This is a genomic window from Geomonas paludis (genome assembly GCF_014193585.1).
In the GTDB taxonomy this organism is placed as follows: domain Bacteria; phylum Desulfobacterota; class Desulfuromonadia; order Geobacterales; family Geobacteraceae; genus Geomonas; species Geomonas paludis.
This window is the reverse complement of the sequence record NZ_BLXY01000014.1, coordinates 49,721-70,271: the sequence shown is the minus strand read 5'-3', so window position 1 is coordinate 70,271 and position 20,551 is coordinate 49,721. Positions and strand designations below refer to the sequence as shown.

Annotated in this window: 14 protein-coding genes; 8 read left to right on the top strand and 6 right to left on the bottom strand. The window is 64.9% G+C overall.

Going from position 1 to position 20,551, the window contains the following annotated elements; genetic code table 11:
• Nucleotides 1-197 precede the first annotated feature (197 nt).
• Nucleotides 198-932, bottom strand: coding sequence for a PilZ-like domain-containing protein (locus H7687_RS19385; protein ID WP_183350487.1), 735 nt, complete (start codon nucleotides 930-932; stop codon nucleotides 198-200).
• Between the two features lie 299 nt (nucleotides 933-1,231).
• Here H7687_RS19385 and H7687_RS19380 point away from each other — a divergent pair, with 299 nt between their 5' ends.
• From H7687_RS19380 to H7687_RS19360, 5 genes are all read left to right on the top strand, one after another.
• Nucleotides 1,232-1,666 (top strand): Fur family transcriptional regulator, encoded by a 435-nt coding sequence (locus H7687_RS19380; protein WP_183350485.1) that lies wholly within the window; start codon nucleotides 1,232-1,234, stop codon nucleotides 1,664-1,666.
• Complete coding sequence (locus H7687_RS19375) at nucleotides 1,663-2,589, top strand: metal ABC transporter substrate-binding protein (RefSeq protein ID WP_183350483.1); 927 nt, start codon at nucleotides 1,663-1,665, stop codon at nucleotides 2,587-2,589. Before H7687_RS19380 ends, H7687_RS19375 begins: the two co-directional genes overlap by 4 nt.
• The gene (locus H7687_RS19370; protein ID WP_183350480.1) at nucleotides 2,586-3,338 is read left to right on the top strand and encodes a metal ABC transporter ATP-binding protein; all 753 of its coding nucleotides are present in this window, start codon (nucleotides 2,586-2,588) and stop codon (nucleotides 3,336-3,338) included. Before H7687_RS19375 ends, H7687_RS19370 begins: the two co-directional genes overlap by 4 nt.
• Nucleotides 3,339-3,442: 104 nt before the next feature.
• The gene (locus H7687_RS19365; protein ID WP_183350478.1) at nucleotides 3,443-4,267 is read left to right on the top strand and encodes a metal ABC transporter permease; all 825 of its coding nucleotides are present in this window, start codon (nucleotides 3,443-3,445) and stop codon (nucleotides 4,265-4,267) included.
• A 98-nt stretch (nucleotides 4,268-4,365) separates the two neighbouring features.
• Complete coding sequence (locus tag H7687_RS19360; RefSeq protein WP_183350477.1) at nucleotides 4,366-5,526, top strand: GGDEF domain-containing protein; 1,161 nt, start codon at nucleotides 4,366-4,368, stop codon at nucleotides 5,524-5,526.
• Here the strand turns inward: H7687_RS19360 and cls are convergent.
• Both cls and H7687_RS19350 read right to left on the bottom strand, forming a co-directional pair.
• Nucleotides 5,431-6,861 carry a cardiolipin synthase gene (gene cls / locus H7687_RS19355; protein ID WP_183350475.1) on the bottom strand — a complete coding sequence of 477 codons (1,431 nt, stop codon included), beginning with the start codon at nucleotides 6,859-6,861 and terminating at the stop codon, nucleotides 5,431-5,433. The genes H7687_RS19360 and cls overlap by 96 nt on opposite strands.
• A gap of 116 nt (nucleotides 6,862-6,977) precedes the next feature.
• On the bottom strand, nucleotides 6,978-7,538 hold the full coding sequence (locus H7687_RS19350) for a thioredoxin fold domain-containing protein (RefSeq protein ID WP_183350473.1): 561 nt from the start codon (nucleotides 7,536-7,538) through the stop codon (nucleotides 6,978-6,980).
• Nucleotides 7,539-7,689: 151 nt separating this feature from the next.
• Between H7687_RS19350 and rsmB the strand changes: the two genes are divergently transcribed.
• The 3 genes from rsmB to H7687_RS19335 all read left to right on the top strand — a co-directional run bounded on the left by rsmB (nucleotide 7,690) and on the right by H7687_RS19335 (nucleotide 10,342).
• On the top strand, nucleotides 7,690-9,039 hold the full coding sequence (rsmB, locus tag H7687_RS19345) for a 16S rRNA (cytosine(967)-C(5))-methyltransferase RsmB (protein ID WP_183350471.1): 1,350 nt from the start codon (nucleotides 7,690-7,692) through the stop codon (nucleotides 9,037-9,039).
• A gap of 8 nt (nucleotides 9,040-9,047) precedes the next feature.
• Nucleotides 9,048-9,713, top strand: coding sequence for a ribulose-phosphate 3-epimerase (gene rpe, locus H7687_RS19340; RefSeq protein WP_183350469.1), 666 nt, complete (start codon nucleotides 9,048-9,050; stop codon nucleotides 9,711-9,713).
• A gap of 89 nt (nucleotides 9,714-9,802) precedes the next feature.
• Nucleotides 9,803-10,342 (top strand): NUDIX hydrolase, encoded by a 540-nt coding sequence (locus H7687_RS19335; RefSeq protein ID WP_183350467.1) that lies wholly within the window; start codon nucleotides 9,803-9,805, stop codon nucleotides 10,340-10,342.
• A gap of 106 nt (nucleotides 10,343-10,448) precedes the next feature.
• On the opposite strand, the gene H7687_RS19330 is transcribed toward H7687_RS19335, so the two are convergent.
• The 3 genes from H7687_RS19330 to H7687_RS19320 all read right to left on the bottom strand — a co-directional run bounded on the left by H7687_RS19330 (nucleotide 10,449) and on the right by H7687_RS19320 (nucleotide 20,410).
• Nucleotides 10,449-11,660 carry a TraB/GumN family protein gene (locus H7687_RS19330; RefSeq protein WP_183350465.1) on the bottom strand — a complete coding sequence of 404 codons (1,212 nt, stop codon included), beginning with the start codon at nucleotides 11,658-11,660 and terminating at the stop codon, nucleotides 10,449-10,451.
• A 12-nt stretch (nucleotides 11,661-11,672) separates the two neighbouring features.
• On the bottom strand, nucleotides 11,673-12,338 hold the full coding sequence (locus H7687_RS19325) for an endonuclease III domain-containing protein (RefSeq protein WP_183350463.1): 666 nt from the start codon (nucleotides 12,336-12,338) through the stop codon (nucleotides 11,673-11,675).
• A gap of 329 nt (nucleotides 12,339-12,667) precedes the next feature.
• Nucleotides 12,668-20,410, bottom strand: a complete 7,743-nt coding sequence (locus tag H7687_RS19320; RefSeq protein ID WP_183350461.1) for a CARDB domain-containing protein — start codon at nucleotides 20,408-20,410, stop codon at nucleotides 12,668-12,670.
• Between the last annotated feature and the right edge of the window lie 141 nt (nucleotides 20,411-20,551).

Below are 20,551 nucleotides of genomic sequence, written 5' to 3'. Positions count from 1 at the left end.
TGGTAGCAGAAGGGACTGGCTCCGTTTAGGTGCCTGTCCCTTTAGCGGAACGCCCCATTCTGCTCAACAACACCCCAAGCACTAAGGGGACAGGCACCTGGCGGAGCCAGTCCCCTAGGATCAAAAAAAGGCCAACCGGATTCCCGGTTGGCCTTGCCAGTTGCGGCATTACATGCTTCTCGCTGTCCTATGAGCAATTACGAAGCATTCGAAAGTGAGTAGAAGTCCTTGCGGCACAGCCTGATACGCTTGATCTCTTCGTTGCAGACGTAGCGGACGATGGCATCGCGGTCCCGCTCGTTGATGTGCATGAAACGCAGACCGGCACTGTGGATGACGCCGTCGCCGCTGTCGATCTTCTCACAGTGCATGACCTGGGCGACTACCGGCACCACTTTCGGCTCGGGCAGCGGCAGATGGAAGGTGGCATAGACGATGTCGTCCCGCGTCATCTCCATCTCGGTCTCGGTCCGTAACCCGCCGCCGCTGATGTTGACGATCCGCGGCAGGCTGCTCTGCGACGCCACCCGCAACCCGGCTGTGCCGCTTTCCTCGGCCGTCCCCGCGGTCACGTTGAACAGGATGACAGGGATGTCGGTGCCGAGGCGGAAATATTCCCTCTGGTCCTCCGGCATGACCCGGCCGGTAAAGGCGATGAGCAGGTCTTCCTCACCCTGGTCGTCCAGCACCACGCCCTTGCAGCGATAGCTGTTGCCGCCCACGCCTACCCGGACCACCAGCGGCGCTTCGGGCCGCAGCAGCACCCCCTCGGGGAGTTTCTCGCGGGAAAGCCTCAGGCGGACCTCGGCGTCGTTTATCTCGGTGACTATCGCGCCGTCATTGAAAACCGTGTCCCCCGACAATGCCACTTCGACCCGGGCTTTCTGGCCGGGCTGGAAGTAGTCCTTATAGTTGTAGGTTCCGTTTTGCATGTGACGCCGCCCACCAAATGAAATAACCGCATAGCAACAGCCGTTTACGCGATGCAATACAAACGCCAATGGTGCCCGTTGCAACGGCGGCTCGCCCAACTACTTGATCTGGCAAGGATGCCGCCTTCAGGGCTTCTAATCATGGCCACGGGGGTTCCGTCATAGACCGTAAAAGCTGGGCCATATCACCGGAAGCGCTGGAATCTTAACGCAAAGCTTCTTTTAATTACAATATTTTTCTTGACAGAAAGACCATGCTGGCTATTCTAAAACGAATTCATTTCTATTTAGAGGCGGGTATGGACCAGCGTCACGCATCGGCCTTGAAGGCCGCCGGCATGAAGGCTACTCCCAAGAGGCTGGCGATCCTCGAGATGCTCGAGGCGGAGCCGGGTTACGCGAGCCCGGAGGAGCTGTGGAAGAGGTTGAAGGATCGCTTCGACCGGCTGGGGCTGCCCACGGTGTACCGCAACCTGGAGGAACTATCCCAAAGCGGCGTCCTTTCCAAGGTGATCCACCCTAACCGCCAGCTCTACTACTATTTCTGCAGCAACCGCGAGCACCATCACCACTTCGTCTGCCTCTCATGCCGCAAGGTCGAGGACATCCCGGCTTGCGGCATCGAAGCGTTGGAGCAGGAAGTGTCCAAGCGCAACGGCGGGAAGGTGCTCTCGCACATCCTGCAGTTGAACGGACTGTGCGGCGGCTGCGCCGACAACGGGGAAAAACGATGAAATTGCTGATGAGCTTACTTCTGGCGCTGCTCCTGGTGGTGCCGGGGTGCAGCAGCGAAAAGAAGCAATCGGACGGCAAACTCCAGGTGGTGACCACCCTGTTTCCGCTCTACGATTTCGCGCGGACCATCGGGGGCGATCGGGCCACGGTCACTCTGCTGCTTCCGCCGGGCGTCGAGCCGCACTCCTTCGAGCCGCGCCCGGAAGACGTGGTGCGGGTGAACCGCGCCGACCTCTTCATCTACACCAATGCGGTGATGGAGCCTTGGGCCGCCAACATCATCTCCGGCCTGGACAAGGGCAAGGTCGAGGTGGTCGAGGGGGGCAAGGGGATCGCCCTGATGCAGGGGCCGGTTTCGGACCAGCACCGCGGCGAACACGATGCCCACGAAGGGAAGGGGATGGATCCCCACATCTGGCTGGACTTCGACAACGCCCGCACCATCGCCATAAACATCCTGGCTGCCTACGTGGCACGCGATCCCGCCAACAAGGCTTTCTACCAGCAGAACGCCGCCAAGCTGGACAGCGACCTGGCGGCCCTGGACCAGCGTTTCAAGGCGACCCTGGCCCAGTGCCCGAAGAAGGTGCTGCTGCACGGCGGCCACTACGCTTTCGGTTATCTCGCCCGGCGTTACGGGTTGAAATACATCTCCGCCTCGGCGGTGAACGCCGATGCCGAGCCCACCCCGGCGAAGCTCGCCGAACTGGTGCAGGTGATGCGCCGCGAGCACCTGGGCTACGTCTACACCGAGGAACTGCTGAGCCCCCGCATCGCCGAGACCATCGCCCGCGAGACCGGCGCCAAGGTGCTCATGCTGCGCGCCGGGCACAACGTAACCCGCGACGACCTGCAGCGCGGCGTCACCTTCATTTCCCTCATGGAAGAAAATCTCCGCAACCTGAAGACGGGACTGCAATGAACGACAAAGCTCTCAGCGTGCGCAACCTCTGCGCCGGCTACCACGGCACCGAGGTGCTGCAGGACATCAGCTTCAGCGTGAACGCCGGTGACTACGTCGGGATCTGCGGTCCCAACGGCTCGGGCAAGAGCACCATGATCAAGATCATCCTGCAACTGCTGGCGCCGACCTCCGGAGAGGTGTCCCTGCTCGGGACGCCGCAGGCATCCTTCCACGACTGGCACCGGATCGGCTACCTGCCCCAAGGGCTGCAGTTTTTCAACCCGCACTTCCCGGCCACCGTGGACGAGGTGATCCGCCTGGGGCGGCTCTCCGGAAAGAAGTTCCCGCGCCGTTTCAACCGCGACGACGCCTGGGCCGTGGACCGCACCATGGAGTGGATGGGGATCTCCCACATCAGGGGGGCGATGATCGGGGAGCTTTCGGGTGGGCTCAGGCAGCGGGTGCTGCTGGCCCGGGCGCTGGTCAACGACCCGGCGCTGCTGGTCATGGACGAGCCGACCACGGCACTCGACCCGGAGACCAGGGAGAGCTTCTACAAGCTCATCTTCGAGATGAACCGGGAGAAGCAGTGCACCGTGCTCCTGGTCACCCACGACACGGCGACCATCGGCAAGTACGCCTCGCACCTTTTGTACCTGGACAAGAAGGTGGTCTTCTACGGCAGTTTCGACGATTTCTGCAACTCCAGCGAGATGACCGGGTTCTTTGGGGAACACGGGCAGCACCTGGTTTGCCACCGGCACTGACGTACCTCCCCCTCCCATTGCGGGAGGGGGGTGTCGGACGTGCACAAATAACTGTCTTCTGTAGGGGCGAATAATCATTCGCCCTGCCTTTCGAGGTTTTTGAAATGAATCTGAACGAGATGCTCAGCTACGGCTTCATGCAGAGGGCGCTTATCGGCGGATCGCTGATTGCCATCCTCTGCTCGGTGCTCGGGGTGTTCCTCGTGCTGCGCAGGCTTTCGCTGATCGGCGACGGCCTGGCCCACGTCACCTTCGGCAGCGTGGCGCTGGCACTTTTCTTCCGTCTGCACTCGGTCTACATGACCCTCTCGATCATCCCGGTGGTGCTGGCCTCGGCCCTGGGGATCCTGAAGCTGGCCCAGAAGGCGCGGATCTACGGCGACGCCGCCATCGGCATGGTCTCCGCCATCGGCATCGCCACCGGCGTGATGCTGGCCAGCGTGGCCGGCGGCTTCAACGTCGACCTCTTCAGCTACCTCTTCGGCAACATCCTGTCCATCAGCTCCAGCGAGCTCGCCATCGCGGCGGTCCTCTTCTTCATCGTCATCGCCGGCGTGGTCATGTTCTACAACGAGCTCTTCGCGAGCACCTTCGACGAGGAACTGGCCAAGAGCTCCGGCCTCAACACGGACCGCATCAACACGGTGCTGGTGCTGTTGACCGCCCTCACCGTGGTGCTGGCCATGAAGGTGGTGGGGATCATGCTGATCTCGGCGCTCCTCATCCTCCCGGCCGTCTCGGCCCTCCAGATCGCCAAGGGATTCAAGACCGCCATCGTGTCGGCGGCGGGGATCGGGGTGGCCACCGTCATCTGCGGCATCTCCCTCTCCTTCGTCATGAACCTCCCCACCGGCTCCACCATCGTCCTGATCAACTTCGCGGTCTTTCTCTGCGCCTTTGCCGCCCGCACCCTGCTGCGTCACTCCTGACCCTTCGCCGGTTTTTTTACCTGCCGGATTAACTTTCCAAGACACCCGCCGATAAGGACAAGGGGCGCATTTGCGCCATTACCTGACGAGGCGGCGGAATGATAGAGGCAAAGGGATGGGTGACTGCGCAGGTCGGCGAGAGGTTCGCCGGCCACAACCGCGTGCTGGGAGTGATCACGTCACTCCTGGTCGGGCTGGTGCTGCTCGACATCTACCTGGTTCCCCTGCCGCATCTCTGCGCCGTGTGGGTGGGCGTTGCTTCCTTCGCCCTGGCGGTCTCCCTGTTCATCACGCGGCTCCTGCTTCCCAACGGCCAGTTCAAGGCCTCGCTGGAACTGGTGCTGCTCCTGGCCTACCTGTTTGCCGTCTGCTGGTTCACCGGCAGGACCGACAGCCCCTTCATATCGGCCATCTACCTGGTCCTGATGGCCACCTCGCTCACGCTGGGGCGGCGCATCACCTACCTCATGGCCGGGCTCGCGGTCGCCTCCTATTCGCTGCTGGCTGCCGGTGAGTCTCCCCCGCTTTGGAGCCAGCTGCCGGGTTACCTGATCCGCGTCTTCCCCTTCATCCTGATCGCGCACGTCGGCGCCATACTGGCCGGCGAGACCGAGGCCGCCCACGCCGAGGTGGAACGGCTGTCGCTTACCGACGATCTCACCGACCTCAACAACATGCGCAGTTTCGAGGCGCTCGCCTTGCAGCAGGAGAAGCTGTCGCGCCGGCACCAGAGCCCTTACGCGATCTGCATGCTGGACGCGGACAACCTGAAGCAGATCAACGACCGTTACGGTCACCTGGCCGGGACGGAGCTGATCAAGTGGACCGCACGGGTGATCCGCTCCAACATCCGCGAGAGCGACATCGCGGCCCGCTTCGGCGGGGACGAGTTCATCATCCTCTACGCCGGCCACGACAAGGAACAGATCCTCCCGGCGGTGGAGCGCATCGTCCGTGCCATCAACTCCTGCCCTTTCAGCTATGAAGGTGACCTGATTGACTGCACCCTGTCGGCGGGAATCGCTTCCTTCCCTTGGGACGGCGACGACCTGAAGAGCGTGGTGAAGCAGGCGGACCTGGCCATGTACCGCAGCAAGCGGCTGGGCAAGAACCGTGTGTCACTGGCGGAGACGGAGCGGGAGCAAACGGGGCAACGGGAGCAACTACAGGTACGGGGAGAACAGCTTCGCGGCCGCGTCCCGCAGCTTGACGGGAAGCGGGCGGGCGTCCACCTCGGCGAGGGTGATCTCACGAGATAGCGCCAGGGTGGCCTGGCAGCGGTCCTCGAGCTGGGCGGCGAAGTTGAGGTCGTAGACCTCGAGGTTGAATTCGAAGTTGAGCCTGAGGCTCCTGGGGTCGAGGTTGGCGCTGCCGATCAGGCTCCAGCTGCGGTCCACCACCATGAACTTGCTGTGCACGAAGGGGGCGGGCTGGGCGTAGATGCGCACCCCCTGCTGCAAAAGCTCCCACAGGTAGGAGTTGCTGGCCCACTGCACGTAGGGGAGGTTGTTGACTTCGGGGAGCACCAGGGTGATCTCGACGCCGCGCAGGGCGGCGGTGATCAGGGCCGAGATCAGCGGCCGGTCCGGGATGAAATAGGGGGTGACGATGGTGACCGTGCGCCTGGCGCAGGAGAGCGCCCCGAGGATGATCCAGTTCAGCTTCCTGAAGTCCTTGTCCGGGCCGTCGCTGACCGCCCGCACCAGGGCCGTTCCCGCCTCGCTCACCTCGGGGAAGTAGCGCGCGTCGGTGAGCTGTTTTCCCTTGGCGAAGTGCCAGTCTTCCAGGAAGGTGCGCTGCAGGTCGGCCACCACCGGGCCGGTCACCTGGAAGTGCAGGTCTTTCACCACCGGAGGCGGGCCGCTCACCATGTGCCTGCTGCCGATGTTCATCCCGCCGGTAAAGCCGGTCATCCCGTCCACCACCATGATCTTGCGGTGGTTGCGCAGGTTCAGGTATCCCCCCGGTCGCAGGGGAAGAAACCTCTTGAACTCCACCTTGGAACCCTTCAGAAGCTCCCACGCCGTGGGCACCGAGTACTTTTCCCCCAGGCTGTCCACGATGATCCGTACCTCCACCCCCCGGTTCGCCGCCCGCGTCAGCGCCCTGATGAAGCGTTTCCCGGTCTCGTCGCCGTCGAAGATGTAGGTGGAGAGGTGCACCGAGGAGTGCGCCGCGTCGATGGCGGCGAGCATGGCGGGATAGGCCTCCTCGCCGTTCTCCAGGGGGACCAGGTGGTTGCCCGGCAAAAGCCTCGTGCTCACCACGCGCTCGGAAAGGTTGCGCAGCTCCCGCAGGTAGGAAAGCTCTCCCGGGAGCCTGGTGGGGGGGAGGTCGGCCGCCGGCTGGGGGAGTACCGGGGCGGGACCGGCTTCCCGGTGCCAGCGCTTGGCGCGGCTGTAGATCCGGTTCACCCCCATGCCCCAGTAGAAGAGCGGTCCGAAAAACGGGATGGCGAGGCAGGTGAGGATCCACCCCAGTGCCGACCGGGGGTCGCGCTTGTTGATCAGCGCGTGCCCGGCGGAAAGGACAGCCAGCGAGGCCAGGGAGACCAGGAGAAGTGTGGTGAAGATGTGGTCCAGCACGTGTGCCATAACGATTGAGCCTGTCGTCAACAACGCATCCGGCGCGAGGCCGTCATATCATGTAAAAAGAGGGCGGCATGGCTGCCGCCCCCCGGTGGAATTGGCAACTGCGGGTGGTGCGGGGGTCAAAGCAACGTGAAGGGCTGGGCCCGCTTGGTCCAGTCACTGTCCGGGTACTCCTTGGAGATCTGCTGGTAGATGTCCTTCAGGGCCGCCGGGTCGTGGCTGGAGCTGAAGCGCGCCACGCCGCGCAGGTACACCGCCTCGGGCGCCGCCGCACAGTTGGGGCAGCCGTTCAGGAGGGTGGTCAGCTGGATCACTGCCTCGTTGAACTGGCCGTTGTCCAGGCTCGCCTTCCCCATGCCCAGGAGCACCGACCCGACCATCTCGTCGGGAGGGAGGTAGCCGACCGTGCGCTGATGCTCGCGCCCGTACAGGTCGAGGGTGATCAGGGTCGGGGTCCAGGAGATGCGGAAGTCGCCGGTCTGGGTAGTGGAGGAAACCGGGACCCTGACCGGGATGACGCGGTCCGAGATGAAGTTGACCACGGCCTCGTCGGCGAAGGTTACCTCTTCCATCTGTTTGCAGCCGATACATTGCGGGCTGAAGAATTCGAGCAGAACGGTCTTCTGTTCAGCCTTCGCCCGAGCCAGTGCTTTCCCCATGTCCGTTTCCCAAGGTATCATGGTAAACCCTCCTCCCGGTTATCATTAAACCCACGCTAAAGGGTAGCCTTTGGATTTCCTGTGTCAAGTCCCCTAACCGCTTGCAGTTTTGGGCGAAATGCATATAATGAATCCGGCCCAGCCCAGACACTCACGCCTGAAAGGAAGTATTTTGTCCAGCAAAAACCCGCGCCGCGCCGCCTTCGATATCCTGCTTCGCATCGAAAAAGAGAAGTCCTTCGCAGACATCCTGATAGACCACGAACTGTCCAAGGACATGATCAAGGGGGCCGACCGCGGCCTTCTCACCGAACTGGTGTACGGCGTGCTGCGCCGGCAGGGGACCCTGGACCACATCATCGGGCAGTTTTCCAAGCAGCGCACCGACAAGCTCGAGCTCTACGTGCTGCTCCTGTTGCGCCTGGGGCTGTACCAGTGCTTCTTCCTGGACCGCGTCCCGGTTTCGGCCGCGGTGAACGAGACGGTGAAACTCGCCAAGGAACTGGCGCCGCGCGCGTCCGGCTTCATCAACGCCATCCTGAGAAACGCCGACCGCAACCGCGACAACATAAGCTACCCGGACCGCGCCGAGAACCCGGTGGGCTACCTGGCGGTGCGCTACTCCCATCCCGCCTGGCTCACCAGGCAGTGGTGCGACCAGCTGGGTGTGGACGGGGCCGAGGAACTGGCCGCCGCCATGTCCGAGCCGCCACCCTTCACCATCCGGGTCAACACCCTGCGCACCTCGCGCGAGGCGCTCATGGCGCGCCTGACCGAGGAGGGAATCAACTGCGGCGAGACCCGCTGGTCCCCCGACGGCATCCGGCTGAACCAGTCCGGGCTCATCTCCCGGCTCCCCTCGTTCCGGGACGGGCTCTTCACGGTGCAGGACGAGTCCTCGCAGCTGGCGCCGCTGTTCCTGGCGCCGGAAAAGGGTGACCGGGTGCTGGACGCCTGCGCGGCGCCCGGCGGGAAGACCACCCAGATCGCCCAGCTCATGGGGGACTCCGGCGAGATCTACGCCTGCGACGTCAACCACAAGAAGCTCAGGCTGATCAAGGAGACCTGCGACCGGCTGGGGATCAAATCGGTGCGCACCTTCACCATGGACGCCACGACACCTTCCCCCGCCATCAAGGAGGTCACCTTCCAGAGGATCCTGGTGGACGCCCCCTGCTCGGGGCTGGGCGTGATCCGGCGCAACCCGGAAGGGAAGTGGAGCAAGTCCCCGGAGGACCTGCTGCCGCAGGCGCGCACCCAGGTCACCATCCTGGAAAACCTCTGCAAGTACCTGGACAAGGAGGGGACGCTCCTCTACGCCACCTGTTCCACCAGCGTGCAGGAGAACGAGTACGTCATCGACACCTTCCTGCGCGAGCATCCCGAATTCGTCGCCGAGGACCTGCGCACGCTGTTCCCGGAGTTCGCGCCTCTCTTCACCGAGCGCGGCTTCTTCAGGAGCTGGCCGCACCGCGACGGCATGGACGGCTTCTTCGCCGCCCGCCTCAAGAAAATCAAGTAGGAGAACCCATGAAAAAGATCGCACCTTCCATACTTTCCGCGGATTTCGCCCGCCTGGGCGAGGAGATCAAGGCCATCGAGACCGCGGGCGCCGACTACGTCCACATCGACGTGATGGACGGCCAGTTCGTCCCCAACATCACCATCGGCCCGCTCATCGTCGAGGCCGCGCGCCGGGCCACCACGCTGCCGCTGGACGTGCACCTGATGATCGTGGACCCGGACCGCTACATCCCTGACTTCGCCCAGGCGGGGAGCGACATCATCGTGGTGCACGCCGAGGCGACCAACCACCTGCACCGCACCATCCAGCTGATCAAGTCCTTCGGCAAGAAGGCGGGCGTCTCGCTCAACCCGGCGACTCCGCTCAACGTGCTCGACTACGTCATGGAGGAGCTGGACCTGATCCTGCTGATGACGGTGAACCCGGGCTTTGGCGGCCAGTCCTTCATCGAGGCCTGCATCCCGAAGATCCAGGCGCTGCGCGCCACCATGGACCGCAGGGGGATCGAGGCGGAGCTCGAGGTGGACGGCGGCGTCAAGACGGACAACATCGCCCGCATCGCCCACGCCGGCGCCGACGTCTTCGTGGCCGGCAGCGCCGTCTTCAACTCGCCCGACTACACGGCCACCATCGCCGAGCTGAAGCGGCGGGCCAAGGAGCCGGTGCTCTGATAGCCGAAAACGGGCAGGAACGGCCGGGGTCTCCGGCCGCGATCAGGGAGAGGCTGAAGACTTCTCTCGCCGCGCGCCGGCGCGTCCCCATGGAGGCGGGGCCGGTCCCCGCCGCCGTCCTGCTCCCCCTGTTCCTGAAGAACGGCGAGTACCACATCCTCTTCACCAAGCGCACCACCCACCTCACCCACCACAGCGGCGAGATCTCCTTCCCCGGCGGGCGCTGCGAGATAAGCGACCGCGACAGCGCCGACACCGCCACCCGCGAGGCGTGGGAGGAGGTCGGCATCGACCCCGCCGACGTCGAGGTCCTCGGCGAGTTGGACGACTGCCACTCCATCCACAACTACCTGGTCACCCCCGTGGTCGGCATCTTCCCGGAAAACTACACGCTCACCGTCAACGACGCCGAGATCGAGCGGCTCATCGAGGTGCCGCTGGCGCACTTCTCCAAGCCGGGCGTGTACCGGGTCGAGTACTGGGACCACAAGGGGATCAAGAACTACCCGATGTACTTCTACCTCTACGGCGACGACGAGATCTGGGGGCTCACCGCCCGCATCCTGAAGAACTTCCTGGACGTGTTCTGGGGGGTGGAGCAGGCAGGGGAGGAGTCGGAGCAGTTCTAGAGGGGCTCGCCGGCAGTGACGCAAAGGGGACAGGCACCTGCGGAGCCAGTCCCCTTTAGATGGGAAGGGGGACAGGCACCTTGCGGAGCCAGTCCCCTTTTCATTTCTAGCGGGCCTTGGCGAGCAGGATCCGCTTCAGGTCGATGGCCAGGCGCCGCTGCTCCTGCTGCAGCACGAAACCCCGCTTGAGCACCCCCGCCTCTATTCCTTTCATGTGCAGCGCCCCCCAGGGGACCACCACGGTGTCGTAGCGCTTGAGCGCCTGGTCGAGGTAGCCCAGCAGCACCTCGTTGCGGCGGGTCAGGATGTCGTCCATGATAACCTCTTGCATCTGCGGGGTGACGTTCCGCTCCGCCCAGCGGTTCAGGTTGAGCGCCGCCTCCATGAAGGACGGGCTCTTCTGCAGCTCCTTGCCCACCTGGTCCAGGAAACGCAGCGTCTCGGGACGGAAGGTGCTCAGGTCGGTATCCGCCACCAGGATGTCCGGCTGGTTCCCCGCCGCCGGCTTGGGCGGCGCCTGAAGCCCCTTCTCGTCGATCACCTTGCCGTCGAAGAGCATCTTTTCCTGCGAGGCGAGCCCGAGAAAGCTCGCTACGCCGCGGTAATCGAAATGGTGCCGCAGCGCCCGTTTCTTGTCGGTCACCCCCTCCGCCAGCACCACGGTCCGCCCCTGCTCGGGGACCCGCGCCACGTCCTGGTAGTACCCTTTTTCCCCGACATGCACCATCCCCGTCAGCCGCACGGTCTGGTTGCCGCGCCGGTACACCCGCTCGGTCAGGTAGAGCCCGCGCGGCGTCACCCTGATGAAGCCGGCCGTGTTGCCCTGCGCCCAGGCGTCGGCCGCAAACAGGGTCAGCGTCGCCAGCAGCACGGGAAGAAGCACCACGTTGATGGCGGTGAAGCCCAGTGTGTTCCGTACCTCGAAGAAGGGCCCCTCGAAGCGCCAGGCCGGCAGCGTCAGCCCCGGGTCCTTGGCGTCACGGTAGCGCGCGATCATGAGCGGCGGGACGCCCAGTTGTATGAGCGACATGGCCACGGCGTAGAGCTTCGAGCCTGCCAGCACCGGGAACACCCAGGCCGCCAGGGGGCAGGCGAACAGGAAGGCGATCAGCGGGATGAAGAGCTTCTTGGGGAGGCGCCGGTCGATGCCCAGGCAGAGGTAGAGGGGGATGGCAAGGAGCAGCACCGAGTTGGCGACCTGCATCCGGAACAGGGTGAGCGGCGCCACCGGGGCCACCAGCGAGGAGAATTCGTCCAGGACAGACAGGAAGCCGTCGGCGAAGAACAGGATCAAAAAGATGTTGGCGAGTTTTCTCATGATGGTCCGTGGTCAGGGGGTGGCGAGGCAGCAGGCCCGACCCAGCGGGCAGCCGTCGCAGGAAGGTTTCTTGCGGCAGTGGCGCTTGCACTGCTCGACGATCAGGGCGTGGTACTCGTTGAACAGCGCCACCTCGGGGGGCAGGTGCTCCATGAACAGCGTGCGCACCCGGTGGTAATCGTCCTTGTCGCTCACCAGGCCCAGCCGGGAAAACAGGCGTCGGGTGTAGGCGTCCACCACGAAGGACGGTTTCCCCCCGGCGTAGAGGAGGATGGAGTCGCAGGTCTCCGGGCCGATGCCGGGGACAGCCACCAGCTCCTGGCGCAGCTGCTGCCAGTCGCCGGCGAACATGGCGTCGAGACTGCCATGCCGCTCGAAGAGCCACGTAACGAACCCCTTCAGCCGCACGCTCTTCACGTTGAAGAAGCCGGAAGGGCGAATCGCCTCGGCGAGCCGCTCCTGGTGTACCTCACGGATCGCCTCCGCCGAGAGGAGCCCCTCCCGCTTCAGGTTCGCTATAGCTTTTTCCACGTTGAGCCAGTTGGTGTTCTGGGTGAGGATGGCGCCGACGCAGACCTCGAAGGGGGTGTCGGCGGGCCACCAGTTGAGGGCGCCGTAGCGACGGTAGAGCGCGTCGTAGATTTCGAGGAGGCGGGTCGGGGTGTCGTTTGCTGCCAATCTCTCTTCTCCGGGCCGGGTAGTGCCGCCGGCGGGGGAGAACCCCGGCGGCGGCCGACTTGGCTACCGTAGCAGCATACGACCCTCCCTGTCCAGAGGATCGTGGTTAAGTTCAAAGGGGAACGCGGGGGGAAGTGCCAAAAAGGCTCCCCCTCCCTTGACGGGCCTGCGCGCCGTAGCGCTTCGGCCCGCGAAGGCGGGAGGAGGACGGAGGGTGGATGAAGCCGCAAGCCGTGGGGGGGATGGCCGCTTCCCCCACCCCCTGACCCCCTCCCGCAAGGGGAGGGGGGATTAAGGCCGCTCTGCTTCGAAGTTCCGGAAGGTTTGCGTTAACGGGTGACCTGGTTGCCCAAGAGCTGGTTGTTCCCCTCGTTGCTCTCCACCAACTGCAAGTTGGCGTCGGCAACGCCGGTAACCATGTAGTCACCGGCCGGCACCGTGGACGGGATGGTGGCGGACCCGGTCAGGACGAGCTGGCCGCCCGGGGCGATCTGGGCTGTGCTGACCTTGGTCACCGTGTAGTCGCCGGACCCGACGAAGACCAGCCGGCTCAGGTAGACGCCGGTGTAGGAAGAACCGGAGTAGGTAGTGCCGGCGTTCTTGACCGTCACCGAGTAGGTGAGTCTCCCGGCCGAGATGCTCCCGGTGACTGCGGTCACCTGGAGGTCGCTGCCGATGGTGAACTGTGCCCCGACGGCGCCGTTGTTGGCGTCGTTGTCTTCGGCGACCACGTTGGCCGGGTCGGCGAGGGCGGCCAGGTAGTAGGTCCCGGCGGGGATGGAGGTGGGCACGGTGGCCGTGCCGGTGAAGGTCCTGCTGGTGCCGCCGGTCACTGCGGCCGGGGTCACGATGGTGACCACATAGTCGGAGGTGGCTGCGGTCCCGTCGGCGGAGAAGTAGATGGTGACCGGGACATTGGGGTTGCCGTTGCCGTTGTTGTTCACCGTGACGGAGTAGCTGAGCACTCCGTTGGTAAGGGTTCCGGAGACGGCGGTGACGGTGAGGTCGTTCCTTACCTGGACCCCGCTGCCGGTGGCGCCGTTGTTGCTCTCGTCACTCTCGGTCACCACGCCTGCCATGTCGGCAACAGCGGCGAGCGAGAAGGTCCCCGCCGGCGTGGAGGAGGCCAGGGAGATGCTGCCGGTCAGGACGGTCTGGCCGCCTGCCGCCAGCGACGGGGTGGCGAGCTTCACCACCAGGTAGTCGGAGGTGGAGGCGGTGGCGTCGGTGGAGAGGTACAGGCCGGTGTTGGAAGAGGCCGAGGTGATGCTGCCGGCATTCTTCACGGTCACCGAGTAGCTCAGCCTGCCGCCCGAGATGCTGCCGGTTACCGCCGTCACCTGGAGATCGCTGCCGATGGTGAACTGCGGGCCGACCGCGCCGTTGTTGCTGTCGCTGTCCTCGGAAACGATGTTGGCCGCGTCGGCCAGTGCGCCGAGGTAGAAGGTGCCGGCGGGGATGCTCCCGGGCACGGTGACGTTGCCGGTGAAGGTCTTGCTGGTCCCGCCCGCGATCTGGGCCTGGGTCAGCTGGGTGACCAGGTAATCTGAGGTGGTCACGCTGCCGTCGGCCGAGAAGTACAGGGTGACGGGGACGTTGGGGTTGGCGTTGCCGGCGTTGTTCACCGTGACGGAGTAGGTGAGGACGCCGTTACTGATGGACCCGGAGACGGTGCTCACGGTGAGGTCGTTGTTCACCACGACCTGGTTGCCCACGGCGCCGTTGTTCGCTTCGTTGCTTTCGGCGACCACGGCCGCCATGTCGGCAACCGCTGCCACGTAGAAGCTGCCGGTCGGGGTGCTTGAGGCAAGCGAGAAACTGCCGGTGAGCACGGTCTCGGCGCCTGCCGCCAGCGACGGGGTGCTCACCTTCAGCACCAGGTAATCACCAGTGGTGGCAGTGGCGTCCGCGGAAAGGTAGATGCCGGTACTGGAGGAGGCCGACGAGATCTCGCCGCTGTTTTTCACGGTGACGGAGTAGGTGAGCCTGCCGCCGGAAACGCTTCCGGAGACAGCGGTCACCTGCAGGTCGCTGCCGATGGTGAACTGCGGCCCGACCGTGCCGTTGTTGGCCTCGTTGTCCTCGGTGACCGTGTTGGCCGGGTCGGCCAGGGCCCCGAGGTAGAAGGTGCCGGCAGGGACGGTGGAGGGGATGGTGACGTTGCCGGTTATGGTCTTGCTGCTGCCGCCGGGGAGCGAGATCCCGGTCAGTTGGGTGATCAGGTAGTCGGAGGTGGTCACGCTGCCGTCGGTGGAGAAGTAGAGGCTGACCGGCAGGGTGGGGTTGGCGTTGCCGCTGTTGCTGACGGTTACGGTGTAGCTCAGCACGCCGGCGGTGAGGGTGCCGGAGACGGCGCTCACGGTGATGTCGTTGCTGACCGTAACCTGGGTGCCTGCCGCGCCGTTGTTGGCCTCGTCGCTTTCGGTGACCACACCGGCCATGTCGGCGACGGCTGCCACGTAGTAGCTCCCGGTGGGGGTGGCCGGCGGGAGTGCGAAGCTGCCGGTCAGCACCACCTCGGCGCCGGCGGCCAGCGATGCGGTACTGACCTTCAGCACCAGGAAGTCGGAGGTGGTGGCAGTGGCGTCCGCGGAGAGGTAGATGCCGGTGTTGGATGAGGCGGAAGCGATGTCCCCGGTGTTCTTCACGGTGACGGAGTAGCTGAGACGGCCGCCGGAGATGCTGCCGGAGACCGCGGTCACCTGCAGGTCGCTGCCGATGCTGAACTGCGGTCCGACGCTGCCGTTGTTGTCGTCGTTGGTCTCGGCGACCACGTTGGCCGGGTCAGCCAGGGCCCCGAGGTAGAAGGTTCCTGCCGGGACGGTGCTGGGGATGGTGACGCTGCCGGTGATGGTCTTGCTGGTGCCACCCGGCAGGGAGATCCCGGTCAGCTGGGTGACCAGGTAGTCGGAGGTGGTCGCGCTGCCGTCGATGGAGAAGTAGAGGTTGACGGGCAGGGTGGGGTTCGCGTTGCCGCTGTTGTTGAGGGTGACCGAGTAGGTGAGCACGCCACCGGAGAGGGTTCCCGAGACGTTGCTCACGGTGATGTCGTTGTTCACGGAGAGCTGGTTCACGGCGGCCCCGTTGTTGTCCTCGTTAGCCTCGGTGACCACGCCGGCCATGTCGGCGAAGGCGGCCAGGTAGAAGGTGCCCGTCGGGGTCGAAGCGGCCAGCGAGACGCTGCCGGAAAGCACGACCTCCGCGCCTGCGGCGAGCTGCCCCGTGGCGAGCCTGGTGACCAGGTAGTCCGTGGTGGCGGCGACGTCGTCGCTGGAGAGGTAGAGGCCGGTGTTGGAGGCCGCGGCGGTGGTGACACCGTCGTTTCTGACGGTGACCGAGTAGCTGAGCCTGCCTCCGGAGATGCTGCCGGTGACGGCGGTGACCCTGAGGTCGCTGCCGATGGTGAACTGCGGACCGACGGCGCCGTTGTTGCTCTCGTCGTCCTCGATGACGAGGTTGGCGGGGTCGGCCACTGCCGCGAGGTAGAAGGTTCCGGCGGGGACGCTCCCCGGCACGGTCGCGCTGCCGTTGAGGACCTTGCTGGTCCCGCCTGCAATCTGGGTCACCGGGGTCAGGGTCACCAGGTAATCGGAGGTGGTCGCGTTATCATCGGCGGAGAAGTAGATGCTGACCGGGACGTTGGGGTTGGCGCTGCCCCTGTTTTCCACGGTGACGGAATAGGTGAGTACGCCGCCGGTGAGGGTCCCGGAGACCGCAGTGACGGCGAGATCGTTGTTCAACAGGAGTTGGCTTCCCTCCAGTGCGTTGTTCCCTTCATCGGTTTCGGCAAGCTGCCCGGCCATGTCGGCCATGGCGGTTAAGTAGACGGTGCCCGTCGGTGCCGAGGCGGGGATGGTGATGGTGCCGACGAGGGTAGTCTGCGCTCCGGGTGCGAGCTGCGCCGTGGTGACCTTGTGGACCAGGAAGTCGCCCGGTTCCATGAAGGTGTAGCGTCTCAGGTACAGGCCGGTGCTGGTGGGGGACGCGTTGATGTTGCCCGCGTTCATCACCGTTACCGAGTAGGTGAGTTTGCCGCCGGAAACGCTCCCGGAGATGTCGGTGACCTGCAGGTCGTTGCCGATGGTGAACTGCTCGGCCACGGCCCCGTTGTTGGCCTCGTTGTCCTCGGCCACGACGTTGGCCGGGTCGGCCAGTGCAACCAGGTAGAAGGTGCCGGCGGGGGTGTTGCCGGGGACGGCGACGCTGCCGGTGAGGGTCTTGCCGGTGCCGCCGGGGATGGTGGTGGCGCTCAAGGTGGTGATCAGGTGGTCGGTTGCCTCGGCGTTGGCGTCATCGGAGAAGTAAAGGGCGATGGGGGCGCTGGCGTTGCCGTTGCCGCCGTTATTCACGGTGACCGAGTAGGAGAGGACCCCGGCGGAGAGGGTGCCGGAGAGCGCGCTGATGCTCAGGTCGTTGTTCAGGAGGAGCTGCTCGCCGGCGGCCCCGTTGTTGGCCTCGTCCCGCTCGGTGACGATGCCGGTGTCATCGGCGAGGGCCGCGATGTAGTAGCTGCCCCCCGCCAGCGAGGCGGGAATGGCGGCGCTGCTGGTCATGGTGACGCTCACCCCGGCCGGGATGGAGATGGTGGAGATGCGCGCTATCAGTGTGTCGGCCTTGGAGGCGACGTTGTCACGGGAGAGGTAGATGCCGGTGTAGGAGGTACCGGCGGTGATGGTCCCGTTGTTGGTGATCGTTACCGAGTAGTTCAGTTTCCCACCGGCGATGCTGCCGCTGACTGCGGTCACCACGAGGTCGCTGCTCGGCAGCTGCGAAGGGTCGAGGACCGGCAGAGAGCCGGTGTGCTCCAGGTCGTGGGCGAACATGGTCCACTGGTGGCTGAACGGAGAGAGATACTGCCCGGACTTCCAGAGGTGTACGCTGCCGTCCGCGGCCTTGACGGCGATTTCGAGCTTGCCGTCGCCGTCGATGTCACCCATGGCCGGGGAGCTGGCGACGAAGGTGTCCAGTGCCACGGTCTCCGGGTAGCTGGCCAGGGTGGTGCCGGCGGCGCTGTACCCTTGCAGGAAGGCGTCGGTGTCGCTGGTGGCGTAGAAGACATCGGGGAACGTGTTGCCGCCGTAGCCGCCGGTGATGGGGAGCGCCTTCTTCTGGACGGCGCTGTTCTCGGCGACCTGGCTCCAGCCGGAAACAACGGTGCCGTCACCCTTGAAGGCCTGCCACTGGTAGCTGGCCGGTGTGGAGCTGATGTTGGTGATGATTTCGGGTACGCCGTCCTTGGTCAGATCGGCGGCAATGATCCCCCCCTCCGCGACCGGAACGGGGAACAGCAGAGGCCACCCCGGCAGCAGGGCGCCGTTTTTGTCGAAAACCGAGATGCGGTGTGCCTGGTTGCTGGCATCGGCGAAGTAATTCTGCTTGACCAGTACCTCGAGGGCGTTGTCGCCGTTCACGTCGGCAAGGACCGGGGTCCAGACCCTGGTCTTGGCGCTGGCCCAGTCGCCCAGGTTGGCGGCGGCCTGCCACTGCTTCACCTGGGTCCCTTCCTTGGACCAGGCATGCAGCATGCCGTCGCTGGTGATGGATACCACTTCCTTCTTGCCGTCGCCCAGCAGATCGCCCACTACCGGCATCTGCTCGGTAGTCGCCCTGGCGCCCACGGCCGGGCCATTGACTATCGGCCAGCCAGCAAGCATGGTCCCCTGCGGGGTCACCGTGACCAGGATGGACTTGCCGAAGTTGGGGTCGGCCGGGTCGTCGGGGGAGCAGTCCACGGTGATGGTCTTGTTGCCGTCGCTGTTCAGGTCGGCGATGACCGGGGCACTGCAGGATCCGGGCGTGCCGGACGTGGTGTTGAACTTGCCGGCGGGGAAGCCGCTGAGCAGCTGCAGGTCCTTGTCGAAGGCGTAGATGGCGCCGGTCTGGGCGGGGGAACCCACGCTGACGATGATCTTGTTGCTGCCGTCTCTGTACAGGTCGCTCACTGCCGCGGTGGAGACCGTGGTGCCCGCCGGGAAGTTGTACTGGCGGACGGAACCGGTGCTGTTGTAGAACACCAGCAGCGAGTTCCACATGCTGACGATCATTTCCTGCTTGCCGTCTCCGTCCAGATCGGCGAAAACCGGTGACGAGGCCACGTCGGCGCGCCCTGCGGGGGGATTGGGCAGGATGTAAGGCCACCCCGCGGCCTCGTCCTTGGTGAGTACGATGTGCCAGCTGCCGGAGTCGTAATAGCCGGCGCTGTCGGTGACGCGCACCGTGAAGAGGCTGTTGGCGGCCTCCGTTGGGACCCCGGTGATCTCCCCGGTGGCGGGGTTGAGGGTAAGGCCGGCGGGGAGGGTGCCGGTGGTGATGGACCAGGTATAGGGTGCGACGCCCCCCGAGGCCTCCAGGTGCAAGGCGAACCGGAGCGGGACCTTGCCCGATGCGGTGCGGCCGGCGCTGCTGAGCGGGAGATCTGCCGTAGCATAGCCAAGGGTTACCGCCGGATACTGCAGCGCCGTGCTGCCGCCGGGGTAGGCGAAGCTCAGCAGGCCGCTGTCCGAGTCCGGGGTCCAGGTGGCGCTGAAGATGCCGTCGCCGGCGGTCTGGTCCGGCGCGACGCCGTTGTCCAGCAATTCGATGGTGCCGCCTCCGGGGACGGTGGCGGTGACCGGGCCCACGGCGGAACCGCAGTTGATGCTGATGGCGGTGAGAGTGACCGGTATGCCGGGCGTCACGGAGCGCGGCTGGTTCATCAGCGCGAAGAGCGGCCGGTCGGTGCAGGCCAGCGAGTTGTAGGCATTGATCCGCCTGCCGGTGAAGGTGGTGTCCGCCAGTGCGGGAACGGCATCGCCGCCGGAGAGGATCAGGTTCCTGGTCTGGATCCAGTCCTTGCCGATCGAGGCCAGGAGGGCCGCCAGACCGGTAACGTGCGGGGCTGCCATCGAGGTGCCGCTCTGCATGCCGTAACCCCGCACATAGCCGGTGTTGTAGCTGGAGGTATAGGGGACCGTGCTCAGGATGCCATCGCCGGGGGCGGCGATATGGATCGAGTTGCGGCTGTAGTTGGTCCAGGAAGGTTGATTCTCGTCATAAGGGGCGGTTGCCGACTGCCCGGAAGCCGCCACCGAGATGACGTTGGAGAGGGGGTAGCTGGCGGGATAGGAAGGGTATTTGTCGTTGTCGGCGCCGTTGTTGCCGGCAGCCGCGACGAAGAGGATGTCAGGCTGGGCGGCGATGGCATCGTAGATCGCCTGGGAATAGGACGAGAGGCCCCAGCTGTTGTTGGTGGCGACGATGTTCACGCCGCGCTCCTTCAGTGTCTTCACGTAGTTCAGGCATTCGATCGCGCCGGAGATGTTCCCGTAGACGGTAGAGGCGCCGGCCAAGGGATCGAGCACCCCGCCACTGCCGATGCCTATGAACTTGCAGGCGAGGATCTTGACGTTCCAGTTGAGTCCCACCACGCCGCTGCTGTCGGACACTGCGCCGATGGTGCCGGAGACGTGGGTGCCGTGAAAGTGGTCGTCGTTGGGGTCCGAGTCGTGGTTGAAGGTGTCGATGCCGTGCACGTCCCCGACGTAGCCGGCGTCGATGCCGGGATTGGTCCAGACGTTGGGGGCCAGGTCGGGATGGTTGTAGTCGATGCCGGTGTCGAGGACGGCCACCACGGTATCGCTGGAGCCGGTAGTGATGTCCCAGGCGGCCGGGGCGTTGATCCTCTGCAGCCCCCACAGTTGGCCGCTGCGCCAGTAAGAGTCGTTGGGCAGGGCGCTCGGCTCGATGACGTAGTCCGGCTCGGCGTACTCGAGGTCCGGATCGCCCTTGAGCGTTGCCAGGGTTTCCTCTACGGTCACTCCCTTTTTCAGCTTGACCACCTGCATGTTGAGGCGGGGGAAGTCCTTGGCGGCCGAGGTGCCGTGGCGTTGGTGCAGCTTCTCTTTCCCCTTGGCGGATACCCCCGGCTTGAACTTGACGATGACGGCGTCATCGCGATGTTTGGGAGGGTGTTGTCCCCCCGGGCTGGTGTCGGGAGCGCCGGGGGAGCCGGGGGCGGCCTGCACCTGGTGGGTGAGGCTTAGCAGCATGAGCAAGGAGAGCAGGAGCAATAGACATCGGTTCATTTTCGTCATTTCAGACCTCGCAGTGGAATGAACACAGGACTCCTCCGCAAATGGGCGGGGGCGCGCGGTAGGGGACTGGCTCCGCTAGGTGCCTGTCCCCCTGTGCCGGAAGATAAGTAGCCGGTTAGGGAAGATAAATATCCGATTAGA